Raw genomic sequence first — 18,730 nt, 5'->3', positions numbered from 1 at the left:
CGGCGGTCGGCGTCAGGCCGCCTTCTTGGAGCCGGCGACGTCGGTAACAACGCCCATGATGTCGCTCTCCTTCATGATCAACAGCTCCTGGCCGTCGATCTTGACTTCAGTGCCCGACCACTTGCCGAACAGCACGCGGTCGCCGACCTGGATATCAATCGGAATCAGCTTGCCGCTCTCGTCGCGGCCACCCGGGCCGACGGCGATGACTTCGCCCTGGGAGGGCTTTTCCTTGGCAGTGTCGGGAATGATGATGCCGCCTGCGGTCTTCTGTCCGGCCTCGATGCGCTTGACCACGACGCGGTCGTGAAGCGGACGGAATTTCATGCGATCCTCCTTGGCTTCTAGTGCTGGGCTGGCAGTCGCAATGAGCGATTGCTCGCCCCTCCTCACATGGGCCAGTGACACTTGGGCGCAAGGGCTTCAACCCATGCCGCTTGTTAGCCGTTCAAAGACGTGCGGGTCCGGCAGAATGACCGCTCTGCGCCAACAGCTGCCCTCCCCGCCAAATCCCAATTGAGACATTCGCTGCGCGTCAGTGACGTTCGGGTATTCGGGCGCCGTCATGCTCTGCGCGGCCAGGCAGTTGTTTGAGACCCTGGTTCACGCCGCCGCCGACCCTCGAAACGTTCTTTCCGCGCATCCTGTCCGAATGAAATCGCGAAGCACATCGCAAAACTCGTCGGTAGCCGAGAACATCGGGTTGTGTCCCCTGCCGTCGAAGAGATAGAGCTGCGCGCCGACAATGCGAGACGCGATGAATACGCTGGCCTCGCATGTGACGAGCCGGTCTTCGCGGCCGTGGGTAACGAGGGTTGGGACGGCGATCGATTCGAGCAGCGGCGCGATGTCCATGCCTGGGTCCGGATCGTAGAAGCTAAGGATCGTCTCAATCGGCAACCTGCACATGCGCTCGGAGGCCATCCGCCGCAGCTCGTCGGTATCTGGCTCGCTGTAGACATACCGTGTTTGCAAGCGAACTAGTTCCTCAGCGGCGCCCCGCGCGTAGGCGTCCTGACGAAGCGCTGTGTAATCCGGGTTAAAAACCGGGCGCCCGTTCGGCAGCGTTCCAATCATCGGCGTGCCCACCGTCACGATCTTTCCGACGAGTTCCGGGTGCCTATGAGTAAGCTGGATGAGCAGGTTTGAGCCGCGCGAGATGCCGACACCGATGATTGGGGCGGCGGCCGCCGCCTGGATAATCGCGCGGAGGTCCTCCATGTGTTGGAGGGTTGAGTAAGGGCGCACGAGAGGGTCGGATCGTCCGGCCCCCCGGCAGTCGACCGTGATGACACGGAATTCCTGGCAAAGCTGCTCGAGAATCGGCTCAAAGGTCGCAAGCCCGTATACGATCGGATTTATGAAAACGACGGTCGGCTCGCCGCTGCCGTGCTCGTAGAAGACGAGCCGTGCACCGTCCCGCACCGCGTACCTGGCACGATGAATGCAATTGCGCGCGCGGTCGCGGTCAGCGTCGGTCTCGCCGAGCGCCATGGCGCGCTCGTAGCAGGCGTTCGCTCCATCAAGGTCGTCGTCGACGCCGGCCAAGTCACCGAGCATCAGGAGGCACTCGCGCTCGATGCGCCGGGCGGGCGGCGCTGCATCGCCTCGAGGACGTGTCGTGAGCTGCAGGCACGTTTCAAGTTGGGATACAGCTTCTTTGACAGCATGCCGCGCCTTTGCCAGCCGACCGGCAGCCATCAGATAAATTGCCCCCTGGTCGGGCAGGCCGCCTTCGATAAAATGATGGGCGACGATCTCGGGCTGGCCCACCGCGATCTCCGGCCGCAACAGCTCGATCGCTTGTGCGACGCGCGCATGCAGCTGCTGACGGGACGATTTGAGCAAGGTGGCGTAGGCCGCGTCGCAGACGAGCGCGTGCTTGAAGCTGTACGCATGATGGGGCGGCGTCCCACGTCGTTGGATGAGTCCCGCCTGGCAGAGCTGACCAAGCGCCGCCGCCAGCTGCGCCTCGGGATATCCGGCGACCGCCCTGACGACGTCCTCATCGAACTCCCGACCGATGCAGGCGGCGATCTGTGCTACCTCGCGTGCCGGAGCCAGGCGGTCGAGACGCGCCATGAGCGAATCCTGCAGCGTCGCCGGAATGGCCGGCGGCGGAGGTGGTCCGGCGAGCTCGAGATCGCTGTCGCCAGCCGTTGTCTTCCAGATCGCCGATTCGATGACCGCTTTCGTCAATTCCTCGACGAACAGAGGCACACCCTCCGTACGCGAGAGAATGGCTTCGATCACGATTGGCGGAAGCGACCGTTCACCCGCCGCCATCTGGATGAGCGTTCGCGATGCTGGCCGCCCGAGGCGGTTGAGGCTGAGCAATGTGACGTGCGGAAAATTCGTCCAGGGCGTCGGCACGTCAGGCCGCAAGGTTGTGACGAGAAGGATTGGCAGAACCCGGATCCTGTCCACCATTCGCTCAAACAGCTCCGCCGACGTCGGATCGAGCCAATGCGCGTCCTCGAGGACGACCAGCATCGGCCGCTGTCGCGAAAGCCCCTCCATCTGTGCCAAGAGTATGCCAAAGAGCCGCGCCTTCTTCTCTTGCGGCGTCCCTCCTGGCGCCGCGTAGGGTCCATTGAGCGGCAGCCCCATCAGCTCGGCGAGCAACAGCGCCGCGTCCTCCCCGAACTCGCCGGCCGTGCCGAGAAGCCGCTCCAGCTTTTCGAGCTTCAACGAGGGTGCATCCTCACGGAGATACCCGGCCGCCCGCTGGAGCTGGGTGACTACAGGCCAGAGCGCGCTGTTCGCATGATGGGGCGAACAGTAATACCCGATCCGGAACCGAGGTTCGTTTCGGACACGCTCGCGGAGTGCAAGGACAATCCGGGACTTGCCGATGCCGGCCTCGCCGGATAGCAGCACGACCTGCCCCTCGCCGCTTTTGGCCATCTCCCAGCGGTCGAGGAGGAGAGCGAGTTCGTGTTCGCGTCCGATCAGCGGGCCAACATCGGCGCGTCGCAAGGCCTCGAACCGACCCTCGGCTGCCGCTTCGCCCAGAACGCGGAACGCCGGTAGCGGGGCTTCGATCCCCCGGATCTGCTGGGGGCCCAGATCGGTGAGTGTGAACCAGCTGCCAAGGAGGCGCCGTGTGCTTTCGGAGATCACCACAGCACCGGGTTCTGCGAGCTGCTCCAGACGCGCTGCGAGGTTGGGCGTGGCCCCGACAACTCCCTCCTCCTGGGCAGCCCCTTCCCCGATGAGGTCGCCAACGACGACCGGCCCCGTTGCGATCCCGACACGCGTGGAAAGAGCGACACCCGCTCGTTTGTCTAGCCTCCCTACGGCTTCCACGATTGCAAGCCCGGCGCGCACGGCACGTTCGGCCTCGTCCTCATGTGCCTGCGGCCAGCCGAAATAGACGAGCACGCCGTCGCCCATAAGCTTGGCGATGTATCCCTCGAAGCGCGCCACCGCCGCTGCAACCGCCTGGTGGTAGGCAGCAAGGATCTCTCTCATGTCCTCTGGGTCCAGACGCACCGAGAGGGCAGTCGACCCGACAAGGTCGGCGAACATCACTGTCAGATGACGGCGCTCGGCGCGCTCAATTTTCCTCGACGGCGGCGAGGAACTGACTTCCTGCACCGGCAGCCCGCTATCGTCCTCCACCTCTCCGTCACGCGGCTGGGATAAGGCGGCGATCGCCGAGAGGAGCCTCTTGCGATGTCCCAGTGACGTGACGCCGAGCTCACGCAAATCCTCTGCCGTCAGGCTGAGCAGCGTCTCCGTGTCCACGTCATTGTCACGAAATGCGCTTTCGTACTGGTCTAACCCGAGGCGTCGCAGCCAGTCCGCCAGGTCCATATCGACCTCCCAGAGCAAGAGCGTCGATCTTTAGTCGGAGGAGTCTAGCGCCGCCTACGGCCGTACACAATCGTGGTCCCCGCTTGCCGGCAAGAAATGGCCGCGGTCTGCACCGCCCGGAGTGCCAGCGCAATCCCAGTCATCGTCCTGCCCAACCTATTGTGACCCCACCGGAGAGCCGAGCGTAACGTCAGCCTTTGGCCCTGCAGAGGCGTGCGGATCCGGCAGAATGACCGCTTTGCGCCAAGGGCCGCCCTCCCCGCCAAGTCGCCTGCTTGGCCCTTCCGAGACATGCGGCACCGGCATAACGTTCGGTTTGGGCCAAGAGTTGCCTTCCTTGAACTGAGGGTTCGCCTGCGTCCCGCCTTCCTGTCTCATCCGAGACCGCCAGCCTGGAGCTCTGGGCCCCCCCCATGCCGACCATGGTCGGGAGCCCGGACCTGCTCGGCTTCTTTCCCCAGGACAGCTCGTTGGGGCAACTCGCAACAGCCATGCGTAGCAGTCGCAGGCCTGCAGAAGCGAGCAGCCAGCTGGGCTGCATGGCTATATTGAGCGACGGAGAGCATTTTCTCCCGATGCACTAGCAAAAAAGACCGAAGCAAATCGCAGACAGCGAGCCCCTCAACGATCGCTTGGTGCTGGTTCTCGGGTGCCCGAGATCCATGCCAAGCCCCATGCCGCGCCAGACCGGACGGGTCAAGGCCGCGAAGCGCCCGTAGGGCTTGGCCTTGAAGCGACCGGTCTGGTGTGGCTGCATCAGAGAATTGTTATCAGTCCCGGAATGGCTGAACGGTCAAACGCTGGAGCAACGCGGAGGCCAGAGAAAACGCACCCGGTCGCGTGTCAGGTGATAGCGGTGCCGCAGGCAGACGCGCGAACGAGTGCGGCCCCGAGACCGGTCAATAACGGCACCCGGCGCGCGCATTAGTGATAGCGACGCCGCAGGCAAATGCGTGACCGAGTGCCTCCGGCGAGGGGTTCATCGTGTACTGGCGTGAGCGATTGCGATCCGAAGGGCGCAGACAGCGCAGAATCTCCAGCGGGGTCCGGGCAATTGCATGTTTCCGCTTTTCGGAGTGCGTTCTGGGTGTCACCATGCTCGTGAAAGGACGGGAGAGCCACCATGCGCAGGTGTGTCTCGGTCGGGGCGGTGCTTGTTGCGGGGGCGATCGTGGGAGGTGACGTTGCGGGCATTGCCGCGCCGACCCCGAACTCTCGATTCGCCGACACCAACCGCAGTGTACAGTCCGTCAATGTCGAGCTCGTTATCGCAGTCGACGTCTCCTATTCGATGGATATGGGCGAACTTGCCATACAGCGCGAGGGCTACGCGCATGCCATCGTCTCGAAAGACTTCCTTCACGCGCTGAAGGCCATTCCTGGCAGCAAGGTGGCCGTGACCTATTTCGAGTGGTCGATGTCGGGCGACGAGAAGATCATCATTCCCTGGCGCGTGATCGACGGCCCGGAATCGGCGGATGCCGTGGCTGCCGAGATCATGAAAGCGCCGGTTCGTCGAGGTTCGAGTACCTCGATTTCCGGCGCGATTGATTTCGCGGTGCAGCTTTTCGAAGAGAACCCCTATCGCGGGTTGCGGCGCGTCATCGATATTTCCGGCGATGGGCCGAACAACGACGGAGCCCCCGTAACCGGCGCCCGCGACGCTGCCCTGGAGAAAGGCATCATTATCAACGGCCTCCCGATCATGGTGAAGGAGCCATCCCTCTCGACGACCGATATCGAGAATCTCGATCTCTATTACGAGGACTGCGTGATCGGAGGGCCGGGCGCCTTCGTCATGACGATCAAAGATCGCGAAAAATTCCAGGAAGCGATCCGGACCAAGCTTGTTCGCGAAGTTGCGGGCCTCACGCCAGAGAGCTTGATCGTCCCAGCCGCCGAGAAAGAGCCTCGGGTGCCCTGTCTGATCGGCGAAAAAAAATCGCAGGAGCGCGGCCGGCGGTGAGTCTCGAGGCAATCATTCAGAGCCGCCGGACGAACAAACTTTGGACAGCAGCATATTATGGTCGCCGCCCCGCGCGCCGGAGCATTGGAAGTGCTAACGTCCATTCGTGGCCCACACCGACGAATTCCCGGGCTCATCCAAATGGCGGCTGTTAAGGGTCGACCGGAAACGGCTGACGTATAGCCGAAACGACGCGACTGGCGAGCAAGTTTTGAAAACTGTGCCCCAGCAGGCCGTCATCAGCGTATATGGGGCACGAGGAGGTGCGATATGGCGACACCAGCTACCCAACTCGTTCTTGATACGCCGGCGGCAGAGTTCCGGCTTCCAGCCACCGACGGCATGACTTACGCACTGGACGACGTTGCGGGCAAAAAAGGCACGGTCGTCGTCTTCATCTGCAACCATTGTCCCTATGTTAAGGCGGTGATCGACCGCATGGTTTCGGACGCCCGCGTGCTGATGTCGGAGAGCATAGGCTTTGCGGCGATTTGCTCGAACGATGCGGCGAGCTATCCCGAAGACTCATTTGAGAACATGAAGCGTTTCGCGAAGGCTCATGATTTCCCGTTTCCATATCTCCACGACGAGACCCAGACAGTCGCTCGGGCGTATGGGGCGGTCTGTACGCCGGACTTCTTCGGTTACAGTGCCGACCGCAAGCTCAAGTATCGCGGCCGGCTCGACGAAGGGCGCACAACTCCGCCTCGCGCGGGGGCGCCCCGAGAGCTTGTCGAGGCCATGCGCACGATTGCGACCACCGGTCTGGCGCCGGCTGACCAAAAGGCGTCTATTGGCTGCTCGATCAAATGGAAGGACGAATGAAGCCGATCGCTGTCAGTATGTTTCGTATCTGAGACCGCCGTGTGCATTTGCTGCACAGGTGCGATTTGACTGGCGGCGTCGCGAGGGCCCTGCGGCCGCTGCCGGGGTCGCATTCGCCGCCCCCTTCTCCTTCAATTCTGCTTCCGGGGCAGCACGGACATCAACCGGTGAGATAACCGGCTAAGTCGGTCGAAAATGCCCCAACTGGGACATTGGCGCGGGGCGTCTATCCCGCGTTTTGTGTCTAGGACCACGGCGGCTCTTCGCTGGTCCCGGCGGCCTCGTGGTGGATCGTGACCCCCGCCGAACGCAAGCCGCTCAGCAATACAGTCCTTATAGAGGCAGGATCGAACCCAATATCCTTGGCGTTTGCTGGGTGTGCCTCGCTGCCCTTCAATCGGAGCGCCAGGTGCAATTGCTCGCAAAGGTGCTGAACGGTAAGATTGACCTGATCGTCAGTCATGATCTGCTTTTCCTGCTACCGTTTTCTACCCAACTAAGTAGCACACGAAAATTGGGCGGTACGCGATTGGACCGCCCCCGAGGATCAACCCCGCGCGATCGCCCATGTACTTCCGCGCACGCTAAGGGACGAAAACCGGGAGCGGGAGCCCCGTGTCAATCACTGGTGATGCCCCGCGGACGGTGCCGCGCGCACGGGGACCTTAGCCCCGCGCTCCGCAGGGGAATAAGGTCTTCCGGGCTCGACACGGCCGACGGGGCGGCGCGGCTGTCAGCGCCGGGCCCGTCTGGAACCCGCACGGAAACTGTCCGCTATCCAGCTAAACCGGAAGTGGCTCACCCGCGGTCAAAACGGCCTATTGACTCCAACCGGACGTTGCGCGCCCCAGGACCGGAACTGTGGTATCCTCCGTCAACGCGGTGGGACGGTTCGCTGAAAGCGGCTGCCCCTCGAAGGGCATTTGTTGCGACTCCTCGTGTTCTCGCCGGGCTCCGGGGCAACGCAAAATGGCCTGGCATCCCACCACTTGGGCGCGACTCGGCCTGCGCCGACGAGGTGATCGAATGGGTGCGCCACGCAAGCTGGTGCGATCCAGCCGGCGAAAGACCCGACCGAGTAAGGGGTAGCGCTCTCCCGGGTCTCGAGGAGGACCAGCATCGTGAAGCGGGACTTCGACCTCATCGTCTATGGCGCGACGGGTTACACCGGCCGTCTCATCGCCGAATATCTGGCGACGTCCTATCGGGGCGACGATGCTCCGTCCTGGGCAATCGCGGGACGCTCGACCGAAAAGCTTCAGAAGGTCCGTGCCGACATCGGCGCACCAGACGATTTGCCTTTGATGAAAGCGAATGCCGGCGAGTCGGCCAGCCTGCGTTCGATGTGCGAGCGTGCGGCCGTGATTATCACGACGGTCGGGCCTTATCAGCTCTACGGCTCCGAGCTTGTGGCGGTCTGCGCGGCCACGGGCACTGGCTATGTCGACCTGTGCGGCGAACCGGCATGGATGCGGCGCATGATCGACGCCCATCACGAAGAGGCGAAACGGACCGGCGCACGCATCGTCTTCTCCTGCGGCTTTGATTCCGTCCCGTTCGATCTCGGCGTGCTCACGCTACAGGATAGGGCGCGCGAGAAATTCGGACACCCCGCGCGGCGGGTTAACGCCCGCCTGCGCAAGGCGAAAGGCGGCATGTCTGGCGGCACCGCAGCGAGCGCCCAGGCGACGCTTGCGGCCGCCGCGCGCGACCCGGCCCTGATCCGGCTGCTGACCGACCCCTTCGCGTTGACGCCGGGGTTCACCGGGCCGTCTCAGCCGTCGGGCCTCATCCCCGAATACGACCCGAGCATGAACGTCTTGCTCGTGCCGTTCCCCATGGCGCCGGTCAACACCAAGAACGTGCACCGCACGAATTTCCTGTTAGGGCATCCCTACGGCACGGATTTCGTTTACGACGAGATGATGGTCGCGCCGGGATTGGGGGATATCGTTCGGGCGACGACGGAGACGTTCGCCACGCTGGTTTCCTTGCTCGGGACCGGCGGTCTCACCCCCGGCGCGGGCCCAACTCGGGAACAGCGCGAGAAGGGCTTCTACGACATCCTCTTCCTAGGCGAGCTGCCGGACGGTGGACGGGTCGAGGCGGTCGTCACGGGTGACGGCGATCCGGGCTATGGCTCGACCAGCAAGATGATCACCGAAAGCGCTCTCTGCCTTGCGCGCGACGTGCAGGGCGAGGGCGGCATCTGGACGCCGGGCGCGCTCATGGGGCCGGCCTTGCTCAAGCGTCTGAAGGAGCGCGCCGGCCTCACCTTCCACGCGCGTTAAGAGCGCCCAGAATTGCAGCACCTTGCAGGATTACGTGGATCGTAGCCCACGAAAGCGCGGACTGGCGTTCGCCGGCTTGCTCGCTGGCGACGTGACCGTGTTTTGCCCGATGTCGAACAGCCCGCCGGGCAGTGCTAACATGGAGGGCTAATCGCTCGGCATTTTAATAACGATTTGCACTGCGACCGGAGGATTCTATCAGCCTCAGTCGCAAGCCGTTAGCTTCAAGAGCAACTAGACGTTGTAAGTCAATGTTCACCTGAAACACGGGGGTTGAGAATGAAGACGATCTTGGTCCCGATCCAAAACATTGCGACCATGGCATCCACACTCGAGGCCGCCACACGCCTCGCGCAACGTACCGGCGCCTACATCGAAGGCTTTCCGCTCCGGTTCGGTATCCCTCCATATTTAGTCGCAGAATTAGCCACCGGCATCCCTTTTGATTCTTGCAATGCGAAGAGCCAGGAAGAGTTGGCCGAAATGCACCGTTTGTTCGAAGCGTTCATGCTAAAGCACGATATTTCTCCAGCCACTGCGCGCGCGAGCCGACCATGCTTCGGCTGGCTGGAAACCGCGCCTGAGGGTGAAGACTTTGTTGGAAGTTATGGGCGTGCTTTCGACGTCATTGTAATGCCGCGGTCGGACGTTGATGCTGCCGGCCCTCACCGGCGCGCCATTGAATCCGCACTGTTTGAGAGCGGTAGACCCGTTCTACTGGCGCCACCAGACGCGCCGAGAAGCATCGCGACAAACATTGTGATCCACTGGAACGGTAGTACCGAGCAGGCTCGGGTCAACGCTTTTGCCATGCCGCTGCTTCGTCTGGCAGAACGAGTAACGGTGCTGACCGTGATTGCCGGACAAGCGGTACCAGGCCCATCTGCCGACCACATTGTCCGACAATTGCGGTACAACGACATTGCGGCCAACCTAGTGAGCATTGAACTGAAAGACCGCGACACAGGTGAGGCGGTTCTTGATGCCGCCAGAGCGCAAGGCTGCGATCTGTTGATAAAAGGAGCCTTTACCCGCAACAGGCTGCGGCAAATGATATTCGGTGGCGCGACCAGTTATATCATGGAACACGCGGATTTACCCGTCCTGATGGCGCATTAGAACTGCGGTACAATTCGCTCCGCCTCCGACGCAGTGCGGCGCGAGCAGACATAGAATTGCTTTCTACCGCAGCATGCCCAACGCAGGAGTGCGCCTTCCTCGCGCCCTGTCAGCCGCGGCAATTCCTTAGGGCCTTTGGCTTTATCTCTGACCGATAAGAGATCCATCCCTGACTAGGTCCGGCTTGCGCCACAAGACCCTAGTCCAGTGATGGCCCGATATGCTTTGATGCGAGGGGCCGGAAACGCGCAGGTGGCCTCATGTACATGGTCATTCGAAAGTACACCAAGGTTCGTTCGGTCGCGGATGCTGCTCGCCGCGCGAAAAGTGGCATCGGTCAGATCCTAAGGGAATCGCACGGCTTCAGATCTTATTATGTATTGGACGGGGGCGAAGGCGTCGGCGTCGCTGTGATGATATTCGACGACCGAGAAAGCGCCATCGCGGCGAACGATAGAGTACTGGCATTTGTTCAAGCAAGCTTGCATGACCTTGATCTTGGAGACCCCGAAATTCTCGCCGGGGAGGTTCTGGTGGATATAGAGACGGATGCGTCATCATTCGTGAAGGCTCATCCAGCGCGTGAACGCTAGGTCGTCACACAGGAAGGTGCTTAGAGGACTGCACCTGCGATGTCGGCCGTTGGCCGTTGCTGACGTAGCGCTCCAAACATATGTCCGCTTTGCGCCAGGAGCGGTCCTCCTCCCGATTCGCAGAATGGCCCTTCGCGACATATTGTAGCGCCGCGCGGCTTTGGTCGCTAACGGCGTATAGCGGAAGTCCGATGGATGCGTAGGCACGGCGGTGCCGGTTGCGTTTGGTTCATCAGATCTGAGTTCTACCATCGCCTCTCAGGCAATAGTCGCGCGGTGTTGCAGCCGAACTCCCGATTATACGATCGTGCAGCGTTATACGGGAGCGAAACTCATATTGGCTTTACAGGCCCGTCGCCCTAAAATTGCGGCGATCGCAGGACGGGCGAAATGCAGTATGTTTGCGACGCGCCGAACGGAAAGACCTGGTTCCGTATCGAGACGGAAGGTGAAGCGGCGCACGAGTCACGCCTGATGAGCCACACAGTCGAGAAATATTTCCGCCGCGAGCGGGAGAAGGCAGTCCAGTCCTGGCGTCCGGAGCGGCCCAATGCGATCGAGCGCGACATCGGCCTCGAGGCCCATGTGCAGCGAGAGATGCCGCTTTTCCTCACGTTGCGCGACAGGGAGGGCAATGCACTGACTACAGCGATGCTGCCACCGGGTGGCAATGATCGCGACGGGTTCCGGATGATCATCGTTGCCGCATCCAATGCCGATCCTTATCCCCAGCAGGGCGCGGCCATCGCTGCGCTGGGAGCGCATTTCGGTCTCACACTCAATCGCGACCGCTGCTTCCCCTACGGCCGCTAGGGAGCCTGACAAGTATCGCTACTTGATTGGAGCGATGTCGGCTCATGGGCTCATCACGTCATTTCGTCGCCGCGCAGTAGTGGGTCGCTTTCGGGGAAAAAGCAGACATCAAACGGCAGGCAGGATCGGTTGGGTCGGTCGCGAATGACCCAAAGCAATCGTTGCTAGAAATCAACAGGATTGAATGCTCCACCAAGAGGGCGGCAATGCCGGGCAGCCGGGACATCGTCAGAGTGCGATTGTTTCCTCGACTTCATGTTTCAGCGGCGTCCCCTCAGCGGACAGGGTCATTCGCAGTTTGAGCTTGCCACCTTTCACCGCCCCGCTACGCACCAGGTTCTCAATTTCACGCTGCGATGTAACTCCGACATGCTTCAGAAATTTACGGATAGCCATATTGAAGCGGTCTTCGTCGAACTCGGCGGTCATGGCTGTTCTCCCTGGTCGGGCAGGCGAAGTCTAACATGAGGCGAGCAAAAGCCAAACATCGAGACCCAACTCGCGTCGCCGCCGACCTCCTCGTCAACCTGAGTGCCTACAACGCCGGCCCGGAGCTGAAGACTACACCTGAGGCTGCAAGGTCGGCCGTTTGAGGTGGACCGGACACGGCTGGCGCTGTCCCCGACCGCCGCTTGTGACCCATTCCGGACTTCCGAACTGACGCGCCTGAGCGACCGAAGCGATATCGCGGAGCTGATATCCGACACGCGAACGCGGCTTTTGCTACGGTCTCGCCAGCTCACTCCGGCAGACCCGCCATGCGCAAACCCTCGGCAATGCGCTGAAATTCGGCCAGGAACGTGACGTTATCGGACCACCCCTTCCCATCCTGCAACCAGTCAGTGACGGTGTAATTCGGCTTGAGCCGACGAAGCTCGGCGACAGCAGCGTGAGCTTCACGCTCATGTCCCGTCAGGGCGTTGGCGGCGGCGAGGTCTGCGTAGCAAATCCAGAACGGGCTCAACGTGATGGAGCGGCGGCACCAATCGATCGCCTCGTCATACTGCCCGAGATGGCTGTGCGCATGGCCGATGTAGAAGTACCACGTGCTCAACAGCGGATCACGGGGGCTGAGCTGAATGGCCATTTGAAGCGGAGCAAATGCCTCGGCGGAACGGCCGACGCGGATCTTGGCGGCACGGAGTGAGCCATGGGCCGGGGCGAGGCTGGGGTTGATCGCGATTGCCTCTTGGTACTCACCGACCGCGGCTTCAACGTTCCTACCTCTGGCCCGTTGGATTTCTCCCTTTACAAAATGTGCCATTGCGTCACTGGGAAACTTTGACAGGACCTGGCCTACGGCGTTCTCGGCACGCTGCAGCTGGTCCACCGGCGCATCAATCCAGCGATAGTTAACCTCCACTGCCAAAGTGTTTGCCAGGCCCACCAGCGCCTTTGGGAAGTTGGGATCGATCTGAAGCGCGCGCTCGAAGAGGGCGTGAGACTGCGCCAACTGCTCGCGCGAATAGGGTCGGTTCAGCACGGCCCACCCTCGCATCGTCAGATCGACAGCGTCCGGCCTATTGGGTCGCGCAACCTCCGCGTCGCGGCTTTCCTGGTTAATCAGTTCAAGATCAAGCCGCCGCGCCAGCCGTCCGGTGATGATATCCTGAAGTTGCATCGACTTGGACCAATCACCGTCGACGCGCTCCGACCAAACCTCGGCGCCGGTCCGGGCATCAATCAGCCGGGCATTGATCCGAACCATCGTCTCCGTCCGGCGCAAGCTGCCGTCGAGAACATAGCGAACGCCGAGTTCGCGGCCAACGCGCTTTGGGTCGACGTTCTTGTAGGCCCGGGCCGTGTTTGGTGCGATCACGAAACTGTCCTGGATCCGCGAGAGATCGGCGCTCAGATCGTCAGTGATGCCTTCCGCAAAATAATCCTGCTCGGGCTCGTTGCTTAAATTGGTAAATGGCAGCACGACGATGGACAGGCGATGATCCAGCGGCTGCGGCTCGCCTCGACGGATGTACCAATAACCTGTACCGCCGCTGGTCATGAGGAGGACCAATGCTATCATCAGAACTATCCGAACGCGCCGCAGGTCAAGCACCCGCCGGAGGCGCAACGGGAGGCCGCCAATCGGAAACGAAACCAGCGGCGGCGTGTCGGAGAGCAGTAACGGGGACTGTGAACTTGCCGCTGCATCGCAGGGCCGTATTCGATAGACGCGCACCGGCCGAGCGATGTTCTTGAGCTGCTGCTCGCCGGTATCCTCCAACGGAATGTCGAACTTGCCCCGCGCATCCTCCTGCACACGGGCGGACACACAGATACCTCCTGGCTGGGCAAGCCCCTCCAAGCGCGCAGCGACGTTGACCCCATCGCCAAAGATGTCACCCTTCTCGATGATGACGTCTCCCTGGTGAATACCAATCCGGAACTCGATGCGCTTGTCTTGGGGTACGCCGGCATTTCGCTGAGCCATGCACCGTTGGATCTCAACAGCACAGCGGAGGGCTTCAATTACGCTTGCGAACTCAGCCAGCACCCCGTCCCCGGTGGTCTTAACGACCCGACCGCGATGCTCGGCAATCTTGGGGTTCACAAGCTCGCGGTGGAGAACCTTAAACTGGGCAAGGGTGCCCTCCTCGTCAGCGCCGACGAGACGGCTGTAGCCCGCGACGTCTGTAGCAAGGATCGCCGCGAGCCTGCGTCGGACAGGCTGCCGCTCCACGCCCAGTCCTCCTGGGGAGGTACTGCTGAAGTTTACCACAAAATCCGCAGTCCCAAAGGACAGATCCGCGTGCTTGGCAGCGAAGCTACGCCCTGGTCCTCCGGTTCTGCAGGATCATCCAGAGGTCCGCACCTGGCCCATCTGCGACACGCAGATCAGGCAGGATGTCCGGTTTGCGCCAATTGCTGCCGATTTCTTAATGTGGGACTTCTTCTCGTGGCTTCCGACCGTTCTGCGCGCCTTAGTACTCCACAATACCCTGTTCGCGGAAGCGCGGTGGTTTCAGACCTCGATCGGGCTTAAGTGGAGCGACAACGCGAGCAAGAGAGGAATGTGAATAGACTTACCAAAACTACGCCAAACTGAGCGATAGCGACCGGCCCCACTACTCCCATTCAATCATTTAGGACGACATTACCGCGTTGATTTGCAGGTACAAAGCTTGAAAGCTGGCGGTCAAATCCCGACGGTATATCCGCGCTAACTTCTTGGTCTTGAATTCACAGGAAAATTCAAACCGCTCGCAGGAATGGCTGCTTCGGTAAGTATCGGAGTCAATCGACTAAGTGGACGCGCGTGCTTTGCAGTATGGGCCACCTCCACACTCGCACGGCTTTGCCTCCGATACCATCAATGATCAGGAAAACTCTGGTTTGGTTTGTACGGTGATCGCTCGCACCGCTCACCGGACCACTCCGTCCCCAGACGTTCAGGTCCGCTTTGCGCCAAGAGCCGCCACTCTGGTGAGGTCACGTTTGACCCAACTCGGAAATCGGAGCCATTGGTCTTGACCGGATTGTTGGTGCGACATCCTGGCCATATGAAGTTCTTTTGGATGGGTGTTGGATTCTGTAGTCTTCTTTGGAGCTGCTTTTCGAGACGGGACGTGCCGACGTCTCCGTTCGAGGCGAATGGCAGCTGGGAATGCCGTCGGCAGGCATCGCACTCTCAATAAAACCGACAGTCCTTTTGTGCCGGTCTCACCGCGCACTGCCCGTGCGCGCGGGCACGCGAGTTCATTTGACCGCAACAAGGGAGTGCTGCTCATGGTTAGAAAAACTCATCCCGAACCAGGCGATCCGGCGGCGGGCAACGGAATTCTAAGCCGCCGCATCTTTCTTGAAGGCGCGCTCGTTGTCGGTGCGACCGGCGCGGGCCTGTCCCGCGGATCGGCAGAACCGCTTGCGGTGCAGCCATGGATGAAGGTCCCGGGTCCGGGATTTGCGGGCTACGGCCAGCCATCACCGTTCGAGAGCAAGGTCGTCAAAGTCTTTCCGCCGCCCCCCAACCCGGCCGGTGTCGGCGCGTCACGCACGCCGCTGCACATGCTCGAAGGAATGATCACGCCATCCGGGCTGCATTTCGAGCGTAGCCATTCCGGCGTCCCGGAAATCGATCCCGATCGACACCGGCTGGTGATCCATGGACTTGTCAAGCGTCCGCTTGTGTTTACGGTCGAATCGCTGTCGCGCTATCCGATGCAATCGCGCATCGCCTTCATCGAATGTGGCGGCAACAGCCAGGCGCTCAACGCGCCTCAGGCCCAGCCACTCAACGTGGCGGCTATTCACGGCCTGCTGGGTTGCTCGGAATGGACCGGCGTGCGGCTCTCCACGTTGCTCGACGAAGCCGGCATCGAACCTGAGGCGCGCTGGGTGATCGCCGAGGGCGCGGATGCTGCCGCCATGAGCCGCAGCATCCCGCTTACCAAGGCGATGGATGATGCGCTCCTCTGTCTCTATCAGAACGGCGAGCGAGTGCGGCCCTCGAACGGCTATCCCGTGCGGCTGCTGCTGCCTGGTTTCGAGGGCAACATGAACGTGAAGTGGCTGCGCCGGCTCAAGCTGACTGCCGGCCCCGCCATGACCAAAGACGAAACATCGAAATACACGATCCTACTCAAGGATGAAAAGGCCTGGCAGTTCGTGTTCCCGATCGAAGTGAAATCCGTCATCACCCGTCCGTCGCCGGGACTCGCGCTGAGGGGACCGGGATTCTACGAGATTTCCGGGCTCGCTTGGTCGGGCAACGGCAGCATCCGACAAGTCGAAGTATCAGCCGATGGCGGACAAAGCTGGGCGCCGGCGGCCTTGCAGGGCCTGATCCTGCCAAAGGCGCCCGTGCGCTTCCGCGCAGCGTGGCAATGGAACGGCGGTCCGGCCGTGCTGCAGAGCCGCGCCACCGACGACACGGGCATGGTGCAGCCAACGCGCGCGCAGTTCGCCGAGGAGCGCGGCTTGCGTGGGGTCTACCACTACAACGCCATCGCAAGCTGGCACATCGACGAGAAGGGGGAGGCCAGCAATGTTTACGCTTAAACCCATTGCAGTCTGCGCATCTATGCTGACGGTCGCACCGGCGGCCCTGGCCCAAGTCCCGCAGTTCGGACAACCGATCGCGCCCGCCGATATCGCATCGTGGGACATCAGCATCGGACCGGATGGCGCAGGTCTGCCGCCTGGTCGTGGTACCGCAATCGAGGGGGAAGCCATCTATGTAGCGAAATGTCAGGCCTGTCACGGCGAGAAGGGAATAAAGCCCAGTGTCGCGCTCGCTGGAGCGCTCGTCGGCGGCATGGGCACACTGGCGCCAGACAAGACACCGATAAAGACAGTGGGAAGTTATTGGCCCTACGCAACGACGCTGTTCGACTACACGCGTCGCGCAATGCCATTCCAGGAGTCGAAATCGCTCACCGCGGACGAGGCCTACGCGGTATCCGCCTATATCCTCAATCTCAACGGCATCGTCGGATCGAACGATGTGATCGACGCGCAGTCGCTGCCCAAGGTGAGAATGCCGAACCAGGACGGGTTCATCCCGTTCCCGCGCAATCCGAAGTAGCTTCGTGGCCGGACCTTGGTCCGCTTGTGGCCCAAAGCGGCGATCCCGGACTGTCCGCTCTCGCCCCGTTGTCAGGGGTGAAGCAGACATCCTACTCCCGGATCGATGTCGCGTGGTCGAAATAGGTATAGCTATTGCCGCCGCGGCTCAGCACCTTGGTGTGTAGCTCGACCGCATACGTGCTGAGTCTCGGATCAATGCCGCGGCCGTCTAGATCGGTCGGCAGCTTTATGGTCAAGCCGGTCCGGGTCGAAGAGCGGTGTGTCTTGCGCAACACGCTGAAGTCGGTGACCGGTGGGCCGTCCTGCTCGCGAGCCCGGCCTTCTTGCTGATTGAGCCTTTCCCTGCGCCAGGACAGTGACGTTGAGATTTTAATGCAGCGTCTGCCGTCGATGCCGCAATACGTGCTTGACCAGTTCCGCGTTCAAGCAGTTTAGGATGTGTTCCAACTGCTCGTTGACAAGCAACAGAGCCTTGAGAGCGCTACGTGGATCGCCGTCACAGGCGGCGACGATCTTGTCTAGCTCCCGGTCATACTCATCGAGATACTCGTTGGTCGTTGGATGCGGCATGCGAACAACATCCAAACAGAAAACCCGTCATCAGGATAAAAGCGCAGCACATTTTCCTCGATATTCACAGGCGGTCGCTCAAGAGCCGGTTGCATTTCTGCGAGCCGCGCTTTGCTCTCAAACAATACTTTCAAGGATTTTGGGAGACGACATGGTCGAGGTGTATTCAAACGTTAGGCGTGATCTGCTCGTTGTGAAAAAGGGATTTCCGGTGCCGGACATCGGCGTGGAAGGAAAATGGCGCAAGAGCAAGAAGCGAGTCATCAGGGTGAGCGAGGAGATCAGGCAGGTGGTGCAGAGCCAAGGTTACTACATGCGGAAGTTAAGCGATCTCAAGAAGAACTGAGTGCACCGCCAAAAGCTGGCGCGCAAAAGCCCGGCAGCCAGTTAAGGCCGCCGGGCGAGCGCGAATATGAATTTGATGTACGCTGCGAATATGCTGCGGTACAGGGAGAATTTCTATCCCGGACGATTACGGTGGGCTCGCCGCACTCCCGCTCGCGAACAAGCGGCCGTCCGGGCTTTTACGGATAGACAGTATCGGGTGCTACGCCTCCAATGACAGCGTTCTTTTATTCGTATTTGCGGTCGCGCTCCTATTCGCCGGCCGTCCCGCCGGCATTGGACCATGCGCTTCCGTTTCAGTGGGAGCATATCGATGATCGACCAGAGGACCGCGCCTTACGCTGCCTTCATATTGCGAATTACGATAGCCGGGCTGTTCCTGGCAGCGCTCTACGGCAAATTCATCTTGAAGCCGATCAGCCTTTGGTGGAACGGCCTATCGAAGGCCGGATATCCAGAATGGGTGCTCACGTACACGTTGAGCGCAGAGTTCGCATCGGGGATTTTATTGCTGCTTGGCATCTACACTCGTTGGGTCAGCTTATACACGTTGCCGATGATGCTGGGGGCAACTCACTTCTGGATGGTCCGCAAGAACTTTTGGTTCGTGGAAGGCGGATGGGAAATGCCGTTTGTCTGGGCCGTAATGCTACTCGTCCAAGCGCTGCTCGGGGACGGCGCTTTCGCCGTGAAGGTGCCGGCACTGCCTTGGGAGCGGCGATTGCAAAAAGCTCCTGCGTGAATTCGAGCGAGCATCGCTCGCCCGTGGGATGCGGCCCTAGCTCAGGTCTTGCCAGGGCCGCTGGCGAGCCTTAAGGCGCGGTACCCCCGCTGCGCTCAGTGGCAGCATAGACGGGGGTAGC

General features: G+C 61.2%; 16 protein-coding genes. 10 read left to right on the top strand and 6 right to left on the bottom strand.

Going from position 1 to position 18,730, the window contains the following annotated elements; genetic code table 11:
- Positions 1–12 precede the first annotated feature (12 nt).
- Together PMN64_RS35035 and PMN64_RS35030 are read right to left on the bottom strand one after the other, a co-directional pair.
- Positions 13–327, bottom strand: coding sequence for a co-chaperone GroES (locus PMN64_RS35035; RefSeq protein ID WP_411784013.1), 315 nt, complete (start codon positions 325–327; stop codon positions 13–15).
- Between the two features lie 276 nt (positions 328–603).
- Complete coding sequence (locus tag PMN64_RS35030; protein ID WP_411784012.1) at positions 604–3,819, bottom strand: alpha/beta fold hydrolase; 3,216 nt, start codon at positions 3,817–3,819, stop codon at positions 604–606.
- Between the two features lie 1,123 nt (positions 3,820–4,942).
- Here PMN64_RS35030 and PMN64_RS35025 point away from each other — a divergent pair.
- A complete protein-coding gene (locus tag PMN64_RS35025; protein ID WP_411784011.1) occupies positions 4,943–5,785 on the top strand; it encodes a DUF1194 domain-containing protein in 843 nt (280 codons plus the stop codon).
- Positions 5,786–6,055: 270 nt separating this feature from the next.
- Positions 6,056–6,610, top strand: coding sequence for a thioredoxin family protein (locus tag PMN64_RS35020; RefSeq protein ID WP_411784010.1), 555 nt, complete (start codon positions 6,056–6,058; stop codon positions 6,608–6,610).
- Positions 6,611–6,854: 244 nt separating this feature from the next.
- Here the strand turns inward: PMN64_RS35020 and PMN64_RS35015 are convergent, their stop codons facing one another.
- Positions 6,855–7,073 carry a hypothetical protein gene (locus tag PMN64_RS35015; RefSeq protein ID WP_411784009.1) on the bottom strand — a complete coding sequence of 73 codons (219 nt, stop codon included), beginning with the start codon at positions 7,071–7,073 and terminating at the stop codon, positions 6,855–6,857.
- Between the two features lie 658 nt (positions 7,074–7,731).
- Between PMN64_RS35015 and PMN64_RS35010 the strand changes: the two genes are divergently transcribed.
- The 4 genes from PMN64_RS35010 to PMN64_RS34995 all read left to right on the top strand — a co-directional run bounded on the left by PMN64_RS35010 (position 7,732) and on the right by PMN64_RS34995 (position 11,426).
- On the top strand, positions 7,732–8,901 hold the full coding sequence (locus PMN64_RS35010) for a saccharopine dehydrogenase family protein (protein WP_411784008.1): 1,170 nt from the start codon (positions 7,732–7,734) through the stop codon (positions 8,899–8,901).
- Positions 8,902–9,180: 279 nt separating this feature from the next.
- The gene (locus PMN64_RS35005; RefSeq protein ID WP_411784007.1) at positions 9,181–10,020 is read left to right on the top strand and encodes a universal stress protein; all 840 of its coding nucleotides are present in this window, start codon (positions 9,181–9,183) and stop codon (positions 10,018–10,020) included.
- Between the two features lie 260 nt (positions 10,021–10,280).
- Complete coding sequence (locus PMN64_RS35000) at positions 10,281–10,613, top strand: hypothetical protein (protein ID WP_157341666.1); 333 nt, start codon at positions 10,281–10,283, stop codon at positions 10,611–10,613.
- A 390-nt stretch (positions 10,614–11,003) separates the two neighbouring features.
- Positions 11,004–11,426, top strand: coding sequence for a hypothetical protein (locus tag PMN64_RS34995; RefSeq protein ID WP_157341668.1), 423 nt, complete (start codon positions 11,004–11,006; stop codon positions 11,424–11,426).
- Between the two features lie 228 nt (positions 11,427–11,654).
- On the opposite strand, the gene PMN64_RS34990 is transcribed toward PMN64_RS34995, so the two are convergent.
- Positions 11,655–11,855, bottom strand: a complete 201-nt coding sequence (locus PMN64_RS34990) for a DUF6494 family protein (protein ID WP_157341670.1) — start codon at positions 11,853–11,855, stop codon at positions 11,655–11,657.
- Between the two features lie 310 nt (positions 11,856–12,165).
- Positions 12,166–14,106 carry an adenylate/guanylate cyclase domain-containing protein gene (locus tag PMN64_RS34985; protein ID WP_411784006.1) on the bottom strand — a complete coding sequence of 647 codons (1,941 nt, stop codon included), beginning with the start codon at positions 14,104–14,106 and terminating at the stop codon, positions 12,166–12,168.
- 1,046 nt (positions 14,107–15,152) lie between these two features.
- Between PMN64_RS34985 and soxC the strand changes: the two genes are divergently transcribed.
- Positions 15,153–16,424: a sulfite dehydrogenase gene (gene soxC / locus PMN64_RS34980; RefSeq protein ID WP_411784014.1), complete on the top strand. Its 1,272-nt coding sequence runs from the start codon at positions 15,153–15,155 to the stop codon at positions 16,422–16,424.
- Positions 16,411–16,950 carry a c-type cytochrome gene (locus PMN64_RS34975; RefSeq protein WP_157341672.1) on the top strand — a complete coding sequence of 180 codons (540 nt, stop codon included), beginning with the start codon at positions 16,411–16,413 and terminating at the stop codon, positions 16,948–16,950. The genes soxC and PMN64_RS34975 overlap by 14 nt, the downstream gene beginning before the upstream one ends.
- A 371-nt stretch (positions 16,951–17,321) precedes the next feature.
- Here PMN64_RS34975 and PMN64_RS34970 read toward each other — a convergent pair whose 3' ends face one another.
- The gene (locus PMN64_RS34970; protein WP_411784005.1) at positions 17,322–17,522 is read right to left on the bottom strand and encodes a hypothetical protein; all 201 of its coding nucleotides are present in this window, start codon (positions 17,520–17,522) and stop codon (positions 17,322–17,324) included.
- Between PMN64_RS34970 and PMN64_RS34965 the strand changes: the two genes are divergently transcribed.
- Positions 17,521–17,868: a hypothetical protein gene (locus tag PMN64_RS34965; protein WP_411784004.1), complete on the top strand. Its 348-nt coding sequence runs from the start codon at positions 17,521–17,523 to the stop codon at positions 17,866–17,868. The two genes, PMN64_RS34970 and PMN64_RS34965, sit on opposite strands and share 2 nt — an antisense overlap.
- Positions 17,869–18,180: 312 nt before the next feature.
- Positions 18,181–18,609 carry a DoxX family protein gene (locus tag PMN64_RS34960; protein WP_157341680.1) on the top strand — a complete coding sequence of 143 codons (429 nt, stop codon included), beginning with the start codon at positions 18,181–18,183 and terminating at the stop codon, positions 18,607–18,609.
- The last annotated feature ends 121 nt before the right edge of the window (positions 18,610–18,730 follow it).

The organism is Bradyrhizobium sp. UFLA01-814, from assembly GCF_046718885.1.
Lineage (GTDB): Bacteria > Pseudomonadota > Alphaproteobacteria > Rhizobiales > Xanthobacteraceae > Bradyrhizobium > Bradyrhizobium elkanii.
The sequence above is the reverse complement of the archived record's forward strand: the minus strand, read 5'-3'. Positions and strand labels throughout refer to the sequence as shown.